20 protein-coding genes are annotated in these 19,408 nt (G+C 35.7%); 14 read left to right on the top strand and 6 right to left on the bottom strand.

The genetic code is table 11. The annotated features are described in order from the left end of the window. Positions 1-12 precede the first annotated feature (12 nt). The 8 genes from D1B17_RS12195 (at position 13) to D1B17_RS12160 (ending at position 7,637) form a co-directional block, all read left to right on the top strand. The gene (locus D1B17_RS12195) at positions 13-1,542 is read left to right on the top strand and encodes a UDP-N-acetylmuramoyl-L-alanyl-D-glutamate--2,6-diaminopimelate ligase (RefSeq protein WP_120141324.1); all 1,530 of its coding nucleotides are present in this window, start codon (positions 13-15) and stop codon (positions 1,540-1,542) included. A gap of 5 nt (positions 1,543-1,547) precedes the next feature. Continuing rightward, entirely contained in the window at positions 1,548-2,285 is a 738-nt protein-coding gene (locus tag D1B17_RS12190; protein ID WP_120141326.1) for an aspartate/glutamate racemase family protein, read from the top strand. Positions 2,286-2,359: 74 nt separating this feature from the next. Next, complete coding sequence (locus D1B17_RS12185) at positions 2,360-2,917, top strand: hypothetical protein (protein ID WP_120141328.1); 558 nt, start codon at positions 2,360-2,362, stop codon at positions 2,915-2,917. A gap of 529 nt (positions 2,918-3,446) precedes the next feature. Continuing rightward, positions 3,447-4,322, top strand: coding sequence for a metal ABC transporter solute-binding protein, Zn/Mn family (locus D1B17_RS12180; RefSeq protein ID WP_120141330.1), 876 nt, complete (start codon positions 3,447-3,449; stop codon positions 4,320-4,322). Positions 4,323-4,324: 2 nt separating this feature from the next. Beyond that, complete coding sequence (locus tag D1B17_RS12175; protein ID WP_120141333.1) at positions 4,325-4,990, top strand: metal ABC transporter ATP-binding protein; 666 nt, start codon at positions 4,325-4,327, stop codon at positions 4,988-4,990. A gap of 3 nt (positions 4,991-4,993) precedes the next feature. Further along, positions 4,994-5,791, top strand: coding sequence for a metal ABC transporter permease (locus tag D1B17_RS12170; RefSeq protein ID WP_120141335.1), 798 nt, complete (start codon positions 4,994-4,996; stop codon positions 5,789-5,791). Positions 5,792-5,803: 12 nt separating this feature from the next. Next, entirely contained in the window at positions 5,804-6,214 is a 411-nt protein-coding gene (locus D1B17_RS12165; RefSeq protein WP_120141337.1) for a GtrA family protein, read from the top strand. Positions 6,215-6,677: 463 nt separating this feature from the next. Next, positions 6,678-7,637, top strand: a complete 960-nt coding sequence (locus D1B17_RS12160; RefSeq protein ID WP_120141339.1) for an NAD-dependent epimerase/dehydratase family protein — start codon at positions 6,678-6,680, stop codon at positions 7,635-7,637. Here D1B17_RS12160 and D1B17_RS12155 read toward each other — a convergent pair. The 3 genes from D1B17_RS12155 to scrK all read right to left on the bottom strand — a co-directional run bounded on the left by D1B17_RS12155 (position 7,621) and on the right by scrK (position 10,282). Then, positions 7,621-8,496: a MurR/RpiR family transcriptional regulator gene (locus tag D1B17_RS12155; RefSeq protein ID WP_120141341.1), complete on the bottom strand. Its 876-nt coding sequence runs from the start codon at positions 8,494-8,496 to the stop codon at positions 7,621-7,623. The genes D1B17_RS12160 and D1B17_RS12155 overlap by 17 nt on opposite strands. A gap of 18 nt (positions 8,497-8,514) precedes the next feature. After that, positions 8,515-9,192: a TVP38/TMEM64 family protein gene (locus D1B17_RS12150; RefSeq protein ID WP_120141343.1), complete on the bottom strand. Its 678-nt coding sequence runs from the start codon at positions 9,190-9,192 to the stop codon at positions 8,515-8,517. A gap of 217 nt (positions 9,193-9,409) precedes the next feature. Further along, on the bottom strand, positions 9,410-10,282 hold the full coding sequence (gene scrK / locus D1B17_RS12145; RefSeq protein WP_120141345.1) for a fructokinase ScrK: 873 nt from the start codon (positions 10,280-10,282) through the stop codon (positions 9,410-9,412). A gap of 181 nt (positions 10,283-10,463) precedes the next feature. Between scrK and D1B17_RS12140 the strand changes: the two genes are divergently transcribed. The 6 genes from D1B17_RS12140 to D1B17_RS12115 all read left to right on the top strand — a co-directional run bounded on the left by D1B17_RS12140 (position 10,464) and on the right by D1B17_RS12115 (position 15,706). Continuing rightward, positions 10,464-11,954: a BglG family transcription antiterminator gene (locus tag D1B17_RS12140; protein ID WP_120141347.1), complete on the top strand. Its 1,491-nt coding sequence runs from the start codon at positions 10,464-10,466 to the stop codon at positions 11,952-11,954. Further along, positions 11,950-12,429: a PTS sugar transporter subunit IIA gene (locus D1B17_RS12135; RefSeq protein WP_120144147.1), complete on the top strand. Its 480-nt coding sequence runs from the start codon at positions 11,950-11,952 to the stop codon at positions 12,427-12,429. Before D1B17_RS12140 ends, D1B17_RS12135 begins: the two co-directional genes overlap by 5 nt. Before the next feature lie 2 nt (positions 12,430-12,431). Next, positions 12,432-12,749, top strand: a complete 318-nt coding sequence (locus D1B17_RS12130) for a PTS fructose transporter subunit IIB (protein ID WP_120141349.1) — start codon at positions 12,432-12,434, stop codon at positions 12,747-12,749. A gap of 65 nt (positions 12,750-12,814) precedes the next feature. After that, positions 12,815-13,909, top strand: a complete 1,095-nt coding sequence (locus D1B17_RS12125; RefSeq protein ID WP_120141351.1) for a PTS fructose transporter subunit IIC — start codon at positions 12,815-12,817, stop codon at positions 13,907-13,909. 19 nt (positions 13,910-13,928) lie between these two features. Then, positions 13,929-14,783 (top strand): class II fructose-bisphosphate aldolase, encoded by an 855-nt coding sequence (locus D1B17_RS12120; RefSeq protein WP_120141353.1) that lies wholly within the window; start codon positions 13,929-13,931, stop codon positions 14,781-14,783. A 29-nt stretch (positions 14,784-14,812) separates the two neighbouring features. Next, complete coding sequence (locus D1B17_RS12115; protein WP_120141355.1) at positions 14,813-15,706, top strand: ketose-bisphosphate aldolase; 894 nt, start codon at positions 14,813-14,815, stop codon at positions 15,704-15,706. Positions 15,707-15,759: 53 nt separating this feature from the next. Here D1B17_RS12115 and D1B17_RS12110 read toward each other — a convergent pair whose 3' ends face one another. The 3 genes from D1B17_RS12110 to D1B17_RS12100 all read right to left on the bottom strand — a co-directional run bounded on the left by D1B17_RS12110 (position 15,760) and on the right by D1B17_RS12100 (position 19,395). Then, the gene (locus D1B17_RS12110) at positions 15,760-16,374 is read right to left on the bottom strand and encodes a hypothetical protein (RefSeq protein WP_120141357.1); all 615 of its coding nucleotides are present in this window, start codon (positions 16,372-16,374) and stop codon (positions 15,760-15,762) included. Positions 16,375-16,442: 68 nt separating this feature from the next. Then, positions 16,443-17,408, bottom strand: a complete 966-nt coding sequence (locus tag D1B17_RS12105; RefSeq protein ID WP_120141359.1) for a class II fructose-bisphosphate aldolase — start codon at positions 17,406-17,408, stop codon at positions 16,443-16,445. Positions 17,409-17,457: 49 nt separating this feature from the next. Further along, positions 17,458-19,395, bottom strand: coding sequence for a PTS fructose transporter subunit IIABC (locus D1B17_RS12100; protein WP_120141361.1), 1,938 nt, complete (start codon positions 19,393-19,395; stop codon positions 17,458-17,460). Positions 19,396-19,408: the final 13 nt, after the last annotated feature.

Here is a 19,408-nt window from a genome sequence, read left to right as displayed (position 1 = left end):
AGTGTGTAGAGAATGAGTTTAAAAATTAAGAATGCTTTAGAGATTTTGAAGAAACACGACTTATTGGTTTCAAGTTCAGTAACTGATGAAAACCTAGAAGTAACTAACATTAGTTACAACTCTAAAGAAGATCAAACCAACGGAATCTTCTTCTGCAAAGGTAATAGATTTAAAGCCGAGTATTTAGATCAAGCCATTAAGAATCATGCTAAAATCTATGTTTCAGAGAAAGAATATAGTCAAGATATTGACCGTTTAATTGTTAAGGATGCTTCCAAAGCTTTGGCATTATTGAGTTCAGAGTTTTATGGCAATCCGCAAAATGATTTATTTATCGTTGCTTTCACAGGTACCAAAGGTAAGACAACGACTTCATACTTCTTGTATGATATTTTGAAACATGCCTATCCAAAGCAAGTCGGACTCTTTTCAACCGTTGATCGTATTGTTGGTCCAAAGCCTGAAGACGAATTTAAGTCTGATTTAACAACTCCTGAATCAATGGAATTGTTCCACGATATGAGAACTTGCGTTGATAACGGCATCAAATATTTAGTTATGGAAGTATCTTCTCAAGCTTATAAGAAGAACCGTGTTTACGGTTTGAAGTTTGATATTGGTGGCTTCTTGAACATTACTCCAGATCATATTGGACCTAATGAACATCCTACATATGCTGATTATCTCAACTGCAAGAAGCAATTGATGATCAACTCCAAAGTAAAGATCATTAATCGTCAAACAAATGACTATGACACAGTTTACGCTGCTGCCAAAGAGACTAGTGATGACAAAGATATTTACCGTTTTGCTAAAAATGAAGTTGGTGATACTGACTTTAGTATCCGTAATAAGGAATCCAATTTAAATGATTCAGTCTTTACTTTCACAGCTGAAAGCGACAAGGCTGAAGATTTACAAGACCACAGTGAATATACTTATCAATTAGGTCTAGTCGGTGATTTCAATGAATTGAATGCTGGGGCGGCAATTATTGCGGCCAAGAAGATGGGTGTCAAAAACGAGGTGATTGCTGATAGTTTAAAATCAGCGTTTGTCCCGGGGAGAATGGAACACATTAACACCAAATCTCACGGAACAATTTTTGTTGACTATGCCCACAATTATGCTAGTATGAATGCTTTATTAAGCTTTCTAAAACGTGAATACCCTGAATCAAAGGTGAAAGTCGTTGTAGGAAGTCCTGGTGATAAAGGAGTTTCTAGACGTGAAGGCTTTGCTCGAGTCTTGACTGAACAAGCTGATCAAGCTATTTTGACTACAGATGATCCTGGATTTGAAGATCCGGCTGATATTTGTAAGCAAATTGATGAAAAAATCGACCATACTAAGGTTGATGTAAAAACCGTTCTTGACCGTCAAGAAGCCATTCGTGAAATGATTAAGTCAAGTCACGGCGATGATATCGTTGTTTTGGCCGCTAAAGGAAACGATGCTTATCAAAAGACAAAGGGTGAAGATGTACCATATCCAAGTGATCCCGTTGTCGCCAAGAAAATTCTAAAGGATATTGAGGGTTAAAAGTTATGAAGAAATTCTTTACAGTGTTGGGTGGTATGGGCAGTTTAGCCACCGAAAGTTACGTTCATTTGTTAAACGAACGAACACCGACTGAAAAGGACCAAGATTATTTAGATTATATTTTAGTTAATCATTCAACTGTTCCTGATCGAACAGCTCATATCTTAGATCACAGCAAACCCAGCTTTTTGCCTCCACTAGTTGAAGATATTAAGCAACAAAGTTTGCTCAAACCTGAATTCATGGTGTTAATTTGCAATACAGCTCATTATTACTATAAAGAATTGCAAGCAGCAACCGATATACCTTTGATTCACATGCCACACATGGCTATCAGTGTGATGAAAAAGAAGTACCCAAAGGCTAAGCGAATTGGTTTGATTGCAACAAAGGGTACGATTGCGGATCATATTTATGAGAATGAAATCAAAGACGCTGGTTTTGAATATAGTTTGGGTGATCAAGCTGTCCAAGACCAAGTTGAAAGTTTGATTTACGATGATATCAAAATTAAAGGTAAAGTCGATGCCAACAAATATTATGATATTTTGCAAACAATGCATGATAAATTTGATTGCGATGTAATTGTTTTGGGCTGTACCGAATTATCGCTTGCTCAAGAAAAAGCGCCTGATCATCCATATAATGTTATTGATGGTCAAGGAATCATCGTCGACAAATCGATTGAGTTTGCCAAAAAGATTCGTCGTGGTGAAAAAATCGATTTTACTAAGATTTATTAATGTTTCATGCGAAACATTGCGAGAATAAACCTACTTCCGATATAATACTGAGTGTATAAGGAGGTACTTCGCGCATGTTTAAGAAATTATCTATCTTCACAGTTGTCTTGTCAGGTATTTTATTGGCAGGTTGCTCATCACAATCGGCAAGTACACAGTCAGCTTCAAGTTCTGACACAAGTAGTAGTACCAAGAAAGCTCCTACTAAGGAAAAGAAGACAACAACGCCTAAGGCCAGCACCAAGAGTGCAGAAGATGATACAACAGACAAAACTTCTGACGATGCTCAGGCTAATAATAATCAAAGTGATTCGAATAATGATAGCCAATCAAATGGCAATAACAACGCTAATAATACAAATAACAATAATACAACTAATGGTGATCAATCATCACAAGGTCAAACGCAACAATCTCAAGTCAATTTAACGACTTCAGATCAAGCGGTTGAGTACTTAGCTAATCAACTAGGTTCAACCTATGACAAGACAACGACACAATATGTTGCTAATGGAAAAGTTACCTGGGATAACGTTACTGGATATCAAATTAATATCTACAGTAAAAATTCTGATTCACCAGTTGGAAGCTATCTAGTTCCTGCAAATGGACAGTATTTCCAAATTTGGTAATAAGGTGTAACTTGCCTTTGCAATAATAATTAGTTATATTTTTAAGAGGTCGGTACAAAACTTAGGTTTTGTTCTGGCCTCTATTTTGGTTGTATAAGTATGCCGCCTGCGGGTGATAGCGAGTTAGTCTGCTGTGGGACCGTCTGGAGCCAAGGTCTCCAGACTCGGTTTTGAACCTTGAGAAAATCGCTCAAGTTTCAAAACACGTCCAGTGGTGTAAGAACGGCAAAAGCGGCCGTCCTAACACCACTTTCACTGCTGACTAACTCGCTATCACCCGCAGGCTAGGGTATTCGTTGAAGACAATGAACTGAAACTAACTGAGTTTTGGATTTATAAAATTTATATTTATTCCATGGAAATTTAGTTTGAAAGTCATAACAATCAAATGGGTATAGAATACATATATGTGTTTTTATTGAAGTTATATTACTTTTACTAAGCAAGATATGTTAGATTTATTTTTTTTAATAAAGGTAATATGATTTCAAATTTCTATACTTTAAAAAGTAAAAATAGAGGATTATAAATGCGAAAGAGAAAAGTTTTCTTAGTGGTTTTGTTTTCGCTGCTACTGGTCATCGGGGGATGTGCTAAGCGGTCTACGTCTCAAAAGATTATTACAACCACGGTCAACACTTACATTGAACCAATCAAAAGTGTTGTCGGTGATAAATACAAAGTGGAATCAATCATTAAATCGGTTAATGTTGATCCGCACAGTTTTTCACCTTCTAGTAATGATGCTAAGTTGATTGCTGATTCACGTTTAATTGTTTCTAGTGGTCTGGGATATGATGATTGGGTCAATAAGATTGTAACGGCTAATAGTCAGGATAAAAATTTAATTGATTTTGCTGGAAGTGTGCTTGATAAAAAAGATGGTGCCAATGAGCATGTTTGGTTTGGTGTGCATAATGTTCAGAAATTGAGTTATGCGGTTTACCAACACATGGCAAAAGTTGATTCTAAAAATAAAACTTATTATCAAGCTAATTTTAAGAAATATGATTTAAAGTTAGATAGTTTAATCCAAAGAGAACAAGCTTTAAAGCAATACACTAATGGCAAGAAAGCTTATGTCACAGAACCTTTGCCTTACTATCTACTAAAAGATCTTGGTGTCACGATTGCTAATCCACATTTCGCCAAATCGATTGAAGATGATACGGACCCTTCAATTGAGGATATTAAAGATATGGAAAATGGTTTGAGGAATCATCGCGTGAGTTTCTTAGTTGTTAATAAACAAGTAACTAGCGGTATTATTACGAAGATGACAAGTTTAGCTAAGAAAAATCATGTTCCAATTGTTTACTTTACGGAAACATTGCCAAGCGATTTAGGATATTATGACTGGATGGATGGAAACATCATTCAGATTGAAAGGATAGTGAAGAAATAGCTGTGATTGAGGCAAAGAATTTAAGCAAAAGTTTTGGGAAGCAACTAGTTTTTAAGGATTTAAATTTCACTATTAATAATGGTGACTTTGTTAGTTTGATTGGGCCTAATGGTTCCGGTAAAACCACTCTAGTCAAGATTATGATGGGGTTGGAAAAGAAAACTAGTGGTGAATTGAAGATTGATAAACAAACAATTGGCTATGTGCCCCAATTCCGAAATATTGATATTGATTATCCTTTAAATATTGAACAATTTGTGCGATTGAATCTGAAGTTTACTTTGAGTCCAGCTAAACGTCGCCAAGATAACGAGACTATCAAGCAAATTTTGGAAAAAACGAAGTTAACAACTTTGAAGGATCGTCCTTTAGGATTAGCTTCTGGTGGTGAAAAGCAAAAGGCTTATTTAGCACAAGCATTGTTGAATGATCCGAAGATTTTGATCTTGGATGAATCGACAGCCAGTCTTGATGTTGAAGTTAAGATGCAACTGATGGATCTGGTAGAAGAATTGAATCACAAATATAATTTAACGGTTATCTTCATTACTCATGATTATGAGTTGACGAAAAAGTACACTAGTCGGGCATTATTTTTCGAACATCAAACGATTGAAGAAGTTAATGTGGCAGACGTTTCGGAAGATATGTTTGATATGGGAGGTTAGGTTATGTTTGGATATGAATTTATGCGTGAAGCCTTTATTGCCAGCACTTTTATCGCTATAACGGCTGGATTAGTTGGGGTATTCGTTGTTTCTCGAAACATGTCATTTCTGTCCCATACCTTGTCAGAAATTGGTTTTGCGGGTGCTTCATTTGGTATTTTAGTTGGAATTTCACCACTGGCAGGGATGATTATTTTTACATTGATCAGTTCCATCGCTGTGGGTAGTTTGAGTTCGGAATCGTCGCGACGAGAGGCATCAATTAGCGCCATATCATCGTTATTCATTGGTCTAGGAATTTTATTCTTGTCGTTATCTTCAGAATCAAGTAGTTATGCGACAAATATCTTATTCGGAAGTATTGTCGGAATTAGTTCTAAAGAAGTTCATCAATTGATGATTTTGGCATTATTTGTCATTTTTGTGTTTATTATTTTCTATAAACCACTTTCGTTTGATTCATTTGACCATATTGGCGCTCGTGCAGCCGGTTTGAAGACCAGATTACTCTCGATAGCCTTTTTAGTAACATTGGCTCTTAGCGTCAGTATTGGCGCTCAAATCGTGGGTTCGTTGTTAGTCTTCGTATTGTTGACATTGCCAGGTGCTACAGCTAAATATGTTGTTCATACTGTTCCTAAGCTGATCATGGTGTCGGTTGGTTTGTCATTGGCTGGTGTTTGGTTAGGATTGTACTTAGCTTTTGTAACCAATTGGCCCGTAACTTTCTTTATTTCAAGCTTTGAAGTTATTGCCTACTTCTTGGGATTAAGCTATAAAAATTGGAAATTAAACCATTAAGGAAAATCATAAATGATGAAAGAATTATGGAATAAATATAAAGATGCGATTCCTTATTTATTTTTTGGAGTCTTAACAACAGTAGTAAATTACGTGGCCTTTGCGCTTTTGTGGCGTGCTATGGGCATGAATTCTCAAATAGCTAATGCGATTGCGTATCTAATTTCAGTTATTTTTGCCTATGTTACCAATAAATTGTGGGTCTTTGACTCTCATACGACGACTTGGAAAGCATTTTTTCAAGAAATGGGATCATTTTTCTTATTCAGAGGTGGTTCTTGGTTGATTGATCAAGGAACAATGTTTATCGGAATGATTTTATTACATGGAAATGGGTTTATTGTTAAATTGATTGCCAATGTAGTCGTTGTTTTACTTAACTATATTTTTAGTAAGTTTATTATTTTTAGAAAAAGAGACTAATTACGTTTGGTGGTAGTTAAATATGCCGCCTCCAAGAGCAGGAAATTTGGGTCGCTATGGGGACCGACTCGAGCCGAAAGGCGGTCTCGAGTCTCGATTTTGAACTTCGCAAAGAACGCGAATTTCAAAAGTTGTCCCGTGGAGTAAGCACTAAAGCGCTAACTCCACCTGCACAGCAACCCGAATTTCTTGCTCTTTATGGCTAGTTTAATAATTTTAAATTCATAGTTAAAAGTACCACGCGTAAACTAATACATATAAGTCTATGATTACAAACAGGTTTCTACTCAAAGTTAGTTATAAAATCAACTAACTAAAATTGGGCAGAAACCTGTTTTATTTTTTTACATCAAATAACGATAATATGAAACTTTTTGTAAAAGCTTTTCTAATCTGTTCTAAAGGTAATTTTGGATTCAATTTGGATGTTAGAATGTCTTCAAGTTCAAGGAGGATTTCATTTATGAAAATTATTGTATTAGGTGGATATGGTCATATTGGTTCATATTTGGTTCCTAAATTAGTGAAACTAGGGCATGAGGTTATTGCCGTAAGTCGTGGTAAGCATGATTCTTATACAAAAAATGATAGTGCATGGAAACGGGTTGAACATTTAAGTTTAGACCGTGTTAAAGATCCAAATTTTGCGCAAAAAGTTGCGGATGTTAATGCAGATATTGTAATTGATTTGATTAGTTTTAAAATTGAAGACACCAAAAAAATAGTTGCTGCTTTGAAAGGCACCAACTTGACTCATTATTTATTCTGTTCGTCAGTTTGGGCACATGGTCGTGCTGAAACGTTACCCGCTGATCCGAATGGTATCAAGCATCCTTTGGATGACTATGGTAAAAATAAATACGCTGGAGAGATGTTTTTAAAAGACGAATATCGTAAAAATGGTTTTCCAGCCACAATAATTATGCCTGGTCAAATTTCTGGACCAGGTTGGACTATTATTAATCCGTTGGGGAATAATAATACTGATGTATTTCAAAGGATTGCTGATGGTGAAAAGATTTACTTACCAAATTTTGGTATGGAAACACTTCACCATGTTCACGCTGACGACGTAGCGCAGATGTTTGTTAAGGCTATCCAACATCGTAATCAAGCATTAGGCGAGTCATTTCATGCTGTTTCTGATACTTCGTGGACATTATACGGATATACAACGGCAATGTATAAGTTCTTTAATCAAACACCAAAGATTGGATTTTTGCCATGGAAAGAATGGGCGGAATATATCGGGAATGATGCTGAAGTTGAGCATACATATTATCATATTGCTAGAAGTGGACAATATAGCATCGAAAATGCTAAAAAGTTACTTGGTTATTCGCCAAACCACACGCCGCTTGAGACGGTTGAAGAGGCAGTTCAAAGCTATATTGATCGAGGAATTATTAATTATCCTGAATAATATGATTGTCAATATTCCTAAATTCAGTCTTCTTAGATAAGTTGATTTTGTAATTATAGTTATCATCAAAGTGTTGAGCAAAATAACCGGAATATAAAATATCTAAAATCAATGAGATTGATTCTTGTGATGAAAATCCGGCAATTTTGGTATAGGAATGCTCACGAGTTGAGATGCGTAACGTTATATCGGCTAATTTAGAGAGTTTATTGTCACCGATACTTGTGATTGCAATTATGGGGACGTGATTTTTCTTGAGTATTTTAATGACAGTGAACAATGGATCTGATTCGCCGGAGTATGAGATAAAGATGGCACAGTCATTGGAAGTCATCATGGCAGCTTCTTGGAACATTGTATTTTGAATCGGAAAAGTTTGAACTTTGGAGCCAATATGTCTCATTTTAAAAGCGAATTCTTCAGCCTGAAATAATATATTTGAAAGTCCAAAGATTCCCGTGCTATGGGAATGGTTGAGTAGTTGGATTGCTTGAGAAAATGATTTGGAATCAATTAGAGATATTGTGTCTAAAATACTTTCGTTTTTTAATTGTCCTAATTTATTGGCAATGCTTAGGACAGAATCATTACCAGAAAACGGGATATTAGCATCAATATTTTTAAAATGCTTGTGTAGATAAGTTAATTCGTCTACATAAGCATTTTTTAATTCGATCCAGCCGTTAAACCCCAATTTTTTGGCAATTCGAACCAATACGGATGGAGAAGTATACGTCTCTTTAGCAATTTTTGTGGTTGAGTATTCGTTGATAGTTTCTTGTTTATGTTCAATGAAATTCACGACAATTTGTTCATTTGCAGAAAAATTAGTGGAGTCAATTTTCTCTTGTAATAACAATATTATTCACCTCAACAATTAATTTCTAGCTTTAATAATTCGTTGATCCCGACGGATAATCTCGTATAAGCCAAATAATAACAGCACTAAGATTACGACGATGATAACTATTTTGGTATTTCCTAGGAGTAGGGCATCGCCACCGAACGCATAGAGAAATGAGACAGGTAACGAGCCAATTAAGATACACAGAGCTTTATTTTTAAAAGACATTTTCATTTCGATGGCCGCGTAATTCACCAATAAGGTTGGTAACATAGGTATAGCGTAACCAATACTTAATCCTAAGCGAGGGTGGTTCATGTTTTTCAATCTATCAGCAATGGGGCGAAAACGACTTGGACGGGCAGTATGAGGAAATTCTCCCAATATGTAAACGGCCAATAAATTTCCTAAGACTGTACCAACGATATTGATTCCAAAGCCAAGCCAACTGCCAAAACAGACTCCAGAAAGAACCGCTACTGCTGCAATAGGCATACCAGGAATAGCCGATCCAATCGCAATAACGGCCATGAATAAAACGGCGTTATGCTTACCTTGATGTCGTAATAAATTGATTAGAGTTTGGCGGTCGAAAGCATAGGCAAAGAAGGTTTGAATAGCATCTTGATAACTGGTCCAAATTGAAAATAGTAGACCGATTAATATTAAAATACCTAGTGTTATTAAAAACACCTTATGCCATAGCTTCATTAGTTGCCCCCCAGAAAATATTTCTAGCTTCAACTTAGCATATTTATTTGTGAAAGTAACTAAAAAAAGAGTGGTACAAAATATGTTTAGCTTTCGAGCATTAAAACAAAAGACTCCAGCAATCCGATTTTGGATTACTGGAGTCTTTTGTTTTAAGCGGAAAAAGCTATGTTTTATTCCGCGTTTATGCTGCATATTTAAGCCAATAGTAGTTTTGTTAATCTTGTAATTCACGAATGGCTAAGGCAAAGTCACCTAGCGTTGCGGAACCGTTATTCTTAACAATAGGCATCGTGATATATTTTTCGAGTTCTGGTACTTCAACATAATCGTTTAGTAATTCTTTAAATTGCGCACGTACTTTAACTAAGAAAGCTTCGCTGACAACGCCACCACCAAAGACAATTTTGTCAGGGCGAAGAATCAAGGTAGCTTGAATAGCTGCTTGAGCAACATAGTAAGCCATGATATCCCAAACATGATCAGTCAATGGAACGTCTTTACCAGGCTTGCCTAAACGAGCATCAAAAGTTGGTCCAGCCACTAGACCTTCAAGACAGTCACCGTGGAAAGGACAAATTCCTTTGAAATCGAGATCATCAGGGTGACGTTTCAAGAATGTATGACCCATTTCAGGATGGCCCATATTACCGACAAATTTGCCGTCAGAAATGGCACCAGCACCGACACCAGTTCCAATCGTGTAATAAACTAACGAATCGATTTTTTCATTTGATAACGTCGACATAACGTATTCACCATAAGCTGAACCGTTAACATCGGTCGTCCAAAACATTGGTACGTCAAGGCTTTCTTTCATCTTGCCGATAAAGTCAGTGTTCTTCCAACCAGGCTTAGGCGTTGATGTAATGTAACCATACTTTGGAGAATTTTTACGTAATTCGATGGGACCAAAGGAGGCAATCCCTAGGGCTTCAATGTCGAATTGTTTAAAATAATCGATTGTTTTTTGTAATGTTTCCTCAGGTGTAGTTGTGGGGAAGTGGATGCTATCTTTAATCCGATAATCTTCATCACCTACGGCACAGACAAATTTTGTCCCACCTGCTTCAATACTTCCTACTAACAAATGTATTTCCTCCTATATATGAACTTTATGTTAATTATTATAAATCATTCAGTAAGCGCTTTTCTGGATAAAATGAATATTAAAGTCTAAAAATTGTCATATACACCTGACAATAACCGGTAAAACGCTTTCAATAATGCCATATATAATATATTTGTAATCAAGAAAGAAGGTGACATAAATGTCCATTGGAGAAAAGGAAAAAGCCATCTTAGAAATTCTTTCACAAGAACCAGGATATTTGAACTCCAAGGACATTGCCGTAAAAATTGGTGTATCTACCAGGACTATAGCAAGATATGTGAAGCAGATAAATGTTGAAAGTGATGTTGGCTGTTTAGTCATATCCGAAAAGGGAAAAGGATATGCATTAAATTATGATAATTATCTTAAAGCAGGTTTAGGTGTAAGTAAGGGGAGCAACTACTCTCCGGTTGAAAGACGGAATGAGATTTTATTACGAATGCTATTTAATTCACCTAAGTTCACTTCTACAGATACGTTATTTGAACCTTATTTTGTTAGTGAAACTGTTAGTAATATGGATTTATTAAGTATCAAAGATAAGATTAATAAGTACAATCTGAAATTAATAAGGAAAAATCGCAGGGTAAAAATTTCAGGATTAGAAAGTTCTATTAGACAAGCAATTATTGAAACAATTAATAAAACGAACGTGATTAATTTAAAAGACCTTAAAGGAGAGTTTCCAGATCTAAGTTCATATGATATGGAATTTATTATTAGGCAGTTACAAGTTATTGAATTGAATTTAAATTCAACAATTCCTTATCCTTACAATATCAATATTTTTTCCCACATATACATTTTGATTAATCGTTATCGAAAAGGTGTGATTGATTCTAAGAATGAAAAAGAAGAACTGACTACTTCTGAGAAAAAGATTATTACCATTAATGCGCGATTATACGAAATTGCTGAAAAAGTAATTAATAATCTAGAACTTTATTTGCACCGCTATATTCCAAATATTGAAAAATATTATGTTCTTCAATATTTAATTTCATCAAGGCTTTTTTCAGAATCAGATGATAGTACATCATATTCAAAAGAAGTTCGGAGTTTAACACGTAACTTGATTGAAGAGATTGGCAATGAAATGAATATCACAATTCGTGAATCAGATATTGAGAATGAATTATTAGGCCATATAAAACCAATGTTAAATCGAGTTAGTAATCACATAAACATCCGAAACAAATTATTACAGGATATAAAAATTGAATATACAGATACGTTTGAGAATGTGAAAAGAGCGACTAATAAAATTTTTAAAAAATCATATCATCAAAAACTTTCAGATGACGAAATTGGATTTTTGACTCTCTATTTTGCTAAGTATATTGAACAGCATCCAAAAAAAATCAATGTCTTGATTATGTGTGCGAGTGGAGTTGGAACATCCGAATTATTGAAAGTTAAAGTAAAAAAATATTTCCCACAGTTGAATATTATTGATGTTGTTTCCCTTAGACAATATGAAAATAATCAAAAAGAGTTTAATCAAGTGATTGATTTAATTATAACCACGATTGGATACAAATCTAAGAATGACGAGAAACCGGTGATTTTGGTCAACGCGATGTTTACACCTAACGATCAAGCGAGAGTTGAAAAATTGTTAAAGGAGTTGGAGAAAGTTGGGAATTGATATAAATAATTTTGATATAAGCCAGGTACTTACTCAAGAGCTTATTTCATTAAACTTACAATCACGAAGTAAAGAAGACGCAATCGCTGAGCTAACTGATTTATTAGTTAAACATGGAGATGTTATTGATAGGCAAGGATTTATAGACGATGTGTTGAAGCGAGAAACTGAGGGAATGACAGGATTAGGTCAAGGAGTTGCTATTCCCCATGGAAAATCCCAAGCCGTTAAGAATACAACTATAGCAATTGGGATTAGTCAAAATGATATTGCTTGGGAATCATTAGATAACAAACCAGTTAATATCATCATTCTTTTCGCTGTAAAAGATACGGATGCCAATACATTACATATCAAACTGCTTCAAAAAGTTGCTATTTTATTAGCGGATGAATCCTTTATTCAAAATTTACATGATATTAAAACAAAAGAAAAACTGATTGAATTATTTGAAGCACAACCAGAGGAGGAATAAAAATGAAAATTGTTGGTGTAGCAGCCTGTACTTCGGGAATTGCCCATACCTATATTGCTCGTGAAAAGGTCATGAAAGCAGCTCAAAAGTTAGGCTATGAAATTCATATGGAAACACAAGGAACTATTGGAACAGAAAATGAACTTACTACAGAGCAGATTAAAGAAGCAGATTTTGTTTTGCTTGTTGTGGATATCAAGATTGGTGGTAAAGATAGATTTAAAGATAAGAAAGTGGTGGAAGTACCAACAAATACTGCAATTAAGGCTCCTACTAAGTTATTGGAAGCGGTAGTTGCAAAATTACATACCACAGCATAATTAAATATTTGGTTCCAAAGAATAGTTATTGATCCGTGCTTAATATACAAACAAGGAGAAAAGTTATGTTAAAGAAATTACAGTTAAAAAAGCATGCGATGACAGCAATTTCTTACATGTTACCTTTAGTTGTTGCAGCTGGTTTATTAATTGCGATAGGAAACCTAACGGGCGGGAAAGTAATAACAGATTTTAAAGGAGGTTATACTCTTCCATCAGCATTAACCACCCTTGGAGTGTGGGGAATGGGATTATTGGCTCCGGTTATATCTGCAGCCATAGCCTATTCAATTGCTGATAGGCCCGGTATAGCTCCTGGATTACTTAGTGGTATTATTTCATACAATATTGGAGCTGGTTTCTTAGGTGGTATGCTTGGTGGTTTTATCACCGGTTGGTTAGTACTTGCATTAGTTAAATATATTAGGGTACCAAATTGGGCTGAAGGACTTAAACCGATGATGATTATTCCACTTTTGTCATCGTTGATTATGGGAGTTCTAATGTTCTTTATTGTTGGACAGCCGATTGTATGGCTAACTAATGGATTGACCTCTTTCTTGAATGGAATGCAGGGATCGGCCAGATTTGTTTTCGGAATGATCATGGGAGGTATGGCCGCCTTCGATTTTGGAGGTCCAGTTAATAAAGTTGCTTCATTATTTGCCGATGGACTTTTACTGCAGGGGGTTCAAGAACCAGAAGCCGTTAAAATTTTAGCCTCGATGGTTCCCCCATTTGGAGTCACAATTTCTTGGGCTCTTTCCAAAATATTCCATCATAAAATCTATTCAAAAGAGGAGGAAGATAACATTAAAATTGCTTTTCCAATGGGAATTGTCATGATTACTGAGGGTGTTATTCCAATTGCCGCAGTTGACTTGATTAGATTGGTTGTTTCATGTAGTTTCGGAGCAGCTATTGGTGGTGGTTTGTCAATGATGTGGGGAATTAAAAGCCCTGTTCCATCAGGAGGATTATTCATAGTACCTGCTATGAACCATCCATTGCTGTTCCTTGTCGCTTTATTAGTTGGTTCAGCAATAACGGGTTTGATTTTATTTGTTTGGAAGAAAGAACCAATTGAAAATGATGGACTAGAAAAGAGTATGGAAGATGAGGAAGAAGATATAGATATCGGTGATATTAATATCACATAGGGAGGTGAAGTGAAACACAATGTATGTCTCAATGAAAAAAATGCTGAATAAAGCTAATTATGGAAATTATGCGATAATGGCAATCAATTGTTTCAACTTAGAAAGCGCCTATGCAACAATTACAGCAGCAGAAGAGTTACATGCCCCGATAATTATTGATTTATTAATGGAGCATTTACAGAAACATATTCCTAAAGAATATGTGTTGCCACCAGTTATCAAAATGGCTAAAGATGCGAGTGTCGATGTAGCAATAAATTTGGATCATGGAAAATCCGAATCGTATGTTAGAGATAGCATTCTAGATGGCTTTTCAAGTGTAATGATGGATGCTTCCGAGCATAGTTTTGAAGAAAATATTCAAATAACCAATGAGATAGTTAAATTGGCATCTAAATTTAATACTAGTGTTGAAGCAGAAATCGGTAATATGGGTGCTGTCGCTGGAGATCATTTTACACAAGCAGATATGTATACTGATCCAGAAAAAGCAATTGAGTTTATGGAGCGAACTGATGTTACAGCTCTAGCGATTTCTTTTGGTTCTAGTCATGGAATTATGCCAAAAGATTTTGTACCTGTCTTTGATTTCAATATTATAAAGAAAATTAAGGCTGGGACACATAAACCATTAGTGTTACATGGTGGATCAGGATGTGGCAAGGATAATATCCAAAAAGCAATTAAATGTGGCATTAATAAGGTAAATGTTGGCTCAGATGTTATGAAGGCTCAGGCAGATTCGATTTTTAGGTCGCAACAAGGTAATCGAGATATGGAATATGTAGATTTAATGAATAAGACATTAGATCCAGCTAAAGAAGTGGTTAAGTATTACATTGAATTATCAGGTTCAACAAATAAAGCAGAATAAAAATACTAAAATAAAAGGGAGTATTAATTATGTTATTGAATATGAATCAAATGTTGTCAGTTGCTAAGGAAAATCATTTTGCAGTAGGTGCTTATAATGTTTCGAATTCTGAATTACTTAAGGCTGCTGTAGAACAATGTGAAGCTGATAATGCACCTGGTATTATTGCGGTCCATCCGACAGAAATGGCTTATGCTAAGGATGATTTCTTCGCCTACGTATTGCAACGTATTAAGAACAGCAAAGTTCCATTTGTTCTTCACTTAGATCATGGTGATACAATTAATAATGTTGCCCGTGCTATCCACAATGGATTTAGTTCTGTTATGATTGATGGTTCTTTAGCTTCGTGGGAAGATAATGTTGCAATAACTAAAAAGACAGTTGATATGTGTCATTTAGTTGGGGTTACTGTTGAAGGTGAATTAGGAACAATTGGACAAACTGGTAATCACATTAAAGAACATTTACAAAATGGTATTTATACTCAACCGGAAGATGCTAAGAAGTTTGTTGAAGAGACTGGTGTAGACACGTTAGCTGTGGGTATTGGTACGGCTCACGGAATTTATCCATCAGATGTTACTCCCAAGATTCGTATTGATATTTTGAAAGATATTATGGCAGTTGTTGATAATCCATTAGTATTACATGGTGGTTCTTCAAATCCCGATGATCAAATTGCGGAAGCAGTTAAGACGGGTATTTCTAAAGTCAATATTTCCTCAGACTATAAACACGCATTCTTTGTTCAGGCTAGAAAGGTACTGGCAGAAGATGATGGTTGGGATCCTAACAATTTGTTCCCAACATGTATTGATGCTGCTAAAGAGGTTGTTCACCATAAGAATGATTTATTTGAATCAGTTGGTAAAGCAAGTCTTTACGAAGGTATGGATCCTTGGAGAAGTGAATTTCTTTAGACATAAAAATTAGAGATAAAAAAGGGATTGCAGAGGCAATCCCTTTTTGTTGTCTACTTAATAGATTGTTTTAAATTAAGAGACCTTTGTAAATTAGTTAATTTTTTTTGTAAGTCGGTTATGTTTAATTCATCTTCTATGAACGTCCAAGTAAACGATTCGTCCTGAGCAATTGTAATAATAGAATGACCCAATTGGTTTATTTGACCTGCAGGAAAATAGTTTATTCTAATATTCTTATCGAATACTAGTGAATAAATTTGTTCACCTGTCTTATTTATAAAAAGGGCACATTTAATATATGGACGCATCTCAGTAATTATTTTTTCAAATAATTGGGATTGTTGACTGAAGTATGTTAGCTGTTTGTCCTTGCTGTCTTTATCCAAGTAATTCTTATTTAATAACATTTCATCATAATGTGTTAGTAGCCCTCTAATTGATTCAATTAGGTCGTATTCGTCCATGATATGATCATCAGTTAGTAATCTAATCTTTTTAGCAAACAATTTTAACAAATCATCAGGTAGGTCATTCATATTTTGATTATCTGAAAGAAGATTATAAAAACTTTTATTTGTTATATTGAAATAATCGGTAGAGATGGTTTTTAGATTACTGTGAAGGCCTTCGTAAACAAACCATTGGATGGGTCCATCAAATTTCATAGTTATTACTCCTTATCGTTAAAAATAGTCCGATAGGTTAGGAACTCAACTTATCGGACTATTTCGAGTTATTTTTGTGTTACTAGAGTTTCATCAGGTTGTTGATCATAGATGATTTTGTCAACGATATCTGTTGAGTATGGATATAGTGGTTTTAAGTTGACTGAATCAGCAAAGTATAAATCAGCTTTACCATCACTACTGAAGAGTAACATCTTTTCACGAACAACTTTCTTTTGTGCTTCGTCAGCTTCGGGTGTCATCATCCAAGGCTCATAGTCGTTAGGACGATTAATAACTGTATCTTTAATTGCATGATAGAAAGGCATTTTAATATCTGTTGAGATATTAACTTTGGCAATACCATGAGCAACTGCTTCGCGAATCTTTTGCTCGGGATTATTTGAACCGCCATGCAATACTAGTGGCATTTTCAATTTATCATTGAGTGCATCTAGACGATCAATTTTAATATCATTATCTCCACTTGGGTAAGGGCCATGAACTGTACCAATAGCTACTGCCAAATCATCTACACCAGTAGCGTCAACGAATTCTTTAGCACTGTCGGGATCGGTATAAACACGCCCCATGTTATTAGCAGCACTAGCATTACGGTTACCAATGCTACCAAGTTCAGCCTCGACAGCTACTCCGACTCTATGAGCCAAGTCAACAGTTTGTTTTACTGCTGCCAGATTGTCATCAAATGAAAGTCCAGAAGTGTCAATCATAACTGAATTCATTTGGTCACGAATTGCTCTCATAACATCGTTGATATCACGACCATGGTCTAGGTGAACGGCTACGGGAACATTTGCTGTCATAGCCATTTCTCTAATATATCTAACAATGTCGCTTCCCATAAGATCGTATTCGAAGGGGTGTACTTGTAAGATTACTGGTGAACGTAGCTCTTCAGCTACACTTAGAATATTTTTAACAAACTCACTGTTACCTACGTTAAATGCACCAACTGCGAAATGATTTTCATAAGCCTTATCTACTAAATACTTTGCTGAAACTAGAACCATAATGAATACTTCCTCTCTATTTGTTTAAATTATTTTTTTATTTATAAGTTTAAAAAATTGAAGCAACTTCATTCTCTTTATCTACGGGTTTAACGGTTTTCTCATCAGTAACTGAGATTGTTTTTTTAGTTAAGCCGACGATTAAACATTCAACAATGGCACCTGCTATGATGCATAGAATGTAAAGTAGGGGATGATTGATGGCAATTGGAATTACGAATATACCACCATGTGGAGCTTGAAGAGTTATACCGAATAACATTGATAATGCCCCACCAACTCCGGCGCCGATGATGTTTCCTGGAATAACACGTAAAGGATCAGCACCAGCAAATGGAATGACACCTTCAGTGATAAAACAGGCTCCTAGAACATATGCAACTTTACCAGTTTCTCTTTCTTGAGCAGTAAATTTATTCTTAAAGAATGTTGTTGCAAGTCCTAAAGCAATCGGTGGAATCATACCACCACACATGATTGCAGCCATTGGTGCATAGACACCAGCGGTTAACATTTGGATACCAAAGGCGTATGTGATTTTGTTTAATGGACCACCCATATCACTAACTAGTAATGCAGCTAAAATAAATCCGATTAGAACTGCATTGGCTCCAGACATATGTTGCAACCAAGCTGTTAGTGCTTTGTTAAATGACCCTACAGGAGTATTAATCAAATAATGAATGACTGTAGCAGTTAGGAATGTACCAATAACGGGATATAGTAAAACTGGATTTAATCCCTGTAGTGAACTTGGTAGCTTGCTGAGAATCTTTTTAAGACCTACAACGATGTAACCAGCGACAAATCCGGCGACTACACCACCTAAGAAGCCGGAGCCTCCTGTGTAAGCAAGCATACCTCCAATTGCTCCTGGAGCTAATCCAGGTCGATCTGCAATACTGTAAGCAACATATCCGGCGAATATAGGAACCATCAGTCCAAATGCTGCTTTAGACCCAACCATATTTAGAAAGGCGGCAAATGAATTATATTGAGAGCTATCAGGATTCGACGATTGAGTACCAAACATGAATGAAATAGCCATTAGAATACCACCTGCAACCACGAAAGGTAACATGAATGAAACACCGTTCATTAGATGTTTGTAAATGCCAAATCCAATTGATTTAGCTTGGCTTTTCCCAGATGAACTGGTTTTTGCACTTGAATTATTATTACCGTGATAAATATCAGATTGAGGGGCCGACTGAACTAATTTCTCGGGTTCATTTATACCTTCTTTAGTTGATGTTTGTAGAACATGTTTACCATCAAATCTGGATAAATCAATAGTTCTATCTGCGGCAATTATGATACCAGAAGCATTTTTAATTTCTTCTGAAGTTAGTTCATTTTCAGTTCCAGAAGAACCTTGAGTTTCAATCTTGACTGGGATGTGTAATTTTGTACCGGCATCTGTTAAAGCTTGAGCTGCCATATAGGTATGAGCAATACCAGCTGTACAAGCAGTTATTCCGACAATTGATTGCTTTGAATTCGTAGTATCTGGTTTTGGCTGAGCTGTGTCAGTCGCATCAGCCTTTTCCTTGTCAGCAATTAATTTTTCGACATCTTGCGGAGTCCGAGCTAAGATTAGGTTGGCTCGGAAGATATCATCCATTAGGAATCCAGATAACTTGGAGAGTGCTTTTAAATGTTCATTAGAAGCATGTTCTCCAGCGGCAATCAGAAAGAACAATTGACAATTATCGTCGCCATATTTAATGCCAGGAAGTGCTCTACCAAAAGCAATAGCCGCATTTTTTACGTGACTACTTTTAGCGTGCGGAATTGCGATACCATTACCAACGGCTGTAGAAACTTCATTTTCACGGGCCCAGACATCTTTTATAAAAGCATCTAAATCATTCACTTTTCCGGCATCGTATAACTTATGAGCAAGACTTTTTATAACATCATCTTTACCGTTACCCTGTAGATTAAGATTAATCGTATCTACAGTTAATAGTTCTGAAATTTTCATGTGGTTTTACTCC

The sequence above is a fragment of the Companilactobacillus zhachilii genome, from assembly GCF_003606365.2.
Classification (GTDB): Bacteria; Bacillota; Bacilli; order Lactobacillales; family Lactobacillaceae; genus Companilactobacillus; species Companilactobacillus zhachilii.
The sequence above is the reverse complement of the archived record's forward strand: the minus strand, read 5'-3'. Positions and strand labels throughout refer to the sequence as shown.

Bases quoted from the DNA above. Each gene is read 5' to 3' on its own strand.
- D1B17_RS12195 (WP_120141324.1), top strand. From the start codon at position 13: ATGAGTTTAAAAATTAAGAATGCTTTAGAGATTTTGAAGAAACACGAC.
- D1B17_RS12190 (WP_120141326.1), top strand. From the start codon at position 1,548: ATGAAGAAATTCTTTACAGTGTTGGGTGGTATGGGCAGTTTAGCCACC.
- D1B17_RS12185 (WP_120141328.1), top strand. From the start codon at position 2,360: ATGTTTAAGAAATTATCTATCTTCACAGTTGTCTTGTCAGGTATTTTA.
- D1B17_RS12180 (WP_120141330.1), top strand. From the start codon at position 3,447: ATGCGAAAGAGAAAAGTTTTCTTAGTGGTTTTGTTTTCGCTGCTACTG.
- D1B17_RS12170 (WP_120141335.1), top strand. From the start codon at position 4,994: ATGTTTGGATATGAATTTATGCGTGAAGCCTTTATTGCCAGCACTTTT.
- D1B17_RS12165 (WP_120141337.1), top strand. From the start codon at position 5,804: ATGATGAAAGAATTATGGAATAAATATAAAGATGCGATTCCTTATTTA.
- D1B17_RS12160 (WP_120141339.1), top strand. From the start codon at position 6,678: ATGAAAATTATTGTATTAGGTGGATATGGTCATATTGGTTCATATTTG.
- D1B17_RS12150 (WP_120141343.1), bottom strand. From the start codon at position 9,192: ATGAAGCTATGGCATAAGGTGTTTTTAATAACACTAGGTATTTTAATA.
- D1B17_RS12140 (WP_120141347.1), top strand. From the start codon at position 10,464: ATGTCCATTGGAGAAAAGGAAAAAGCCATCTTAGAAATTCTTTCACAA.
- D1B17_RS12130 (WP_120141349.1), top strand. From the start codon at position 12,432: ATGAAAATTGTTGGTGTAGCAGCCTGTACTTCGGGAATTGCCCATACC.
- D1B17_RS12125 (WP_120141351.1), top strand. From the start codon at position 12,815: ATGTTAAAGAAATTACAGTTAAAAAAGCATGCGATGACAGCAATTTCT.
- D1B17_RS12120 (WP_120141353.1), top strand. From the start codon at position 13,929: ATGTATGTCTCAATGAAAAAAATGCTGAATAAAGCTAATTATGGAAAT.
- D1B17_RS12115 (WP_120141355.1), top strand. From the start codon at position 14,813: ATGTTATTGAATATGAATCAAATGTTGTCAGTTGCTAAGGAAAATCAT.
- D1B17_RS12110 (WP_120141357.1), bottom strand. From the start codon at position 16,374: ATGAAATTTGATGGACCCATCCAATGGTTTGTTTACGAAGGCCTTCAC.
- D1B17_RS12105 (WP_120141359.1), bottom strand. From the start codon at position 17,408: ATGGTTCTAGTTTCAGCAAAGTATTTAGTAGATAAGGCTTATGAAAAT.
- D1B17_RS12100 (WP_120141361.1), bottom strand. From the start codon at position 19,395: ATGAAAATTTCAGAACTATTAACTGTAGATACGATTAATCTTAATCTA.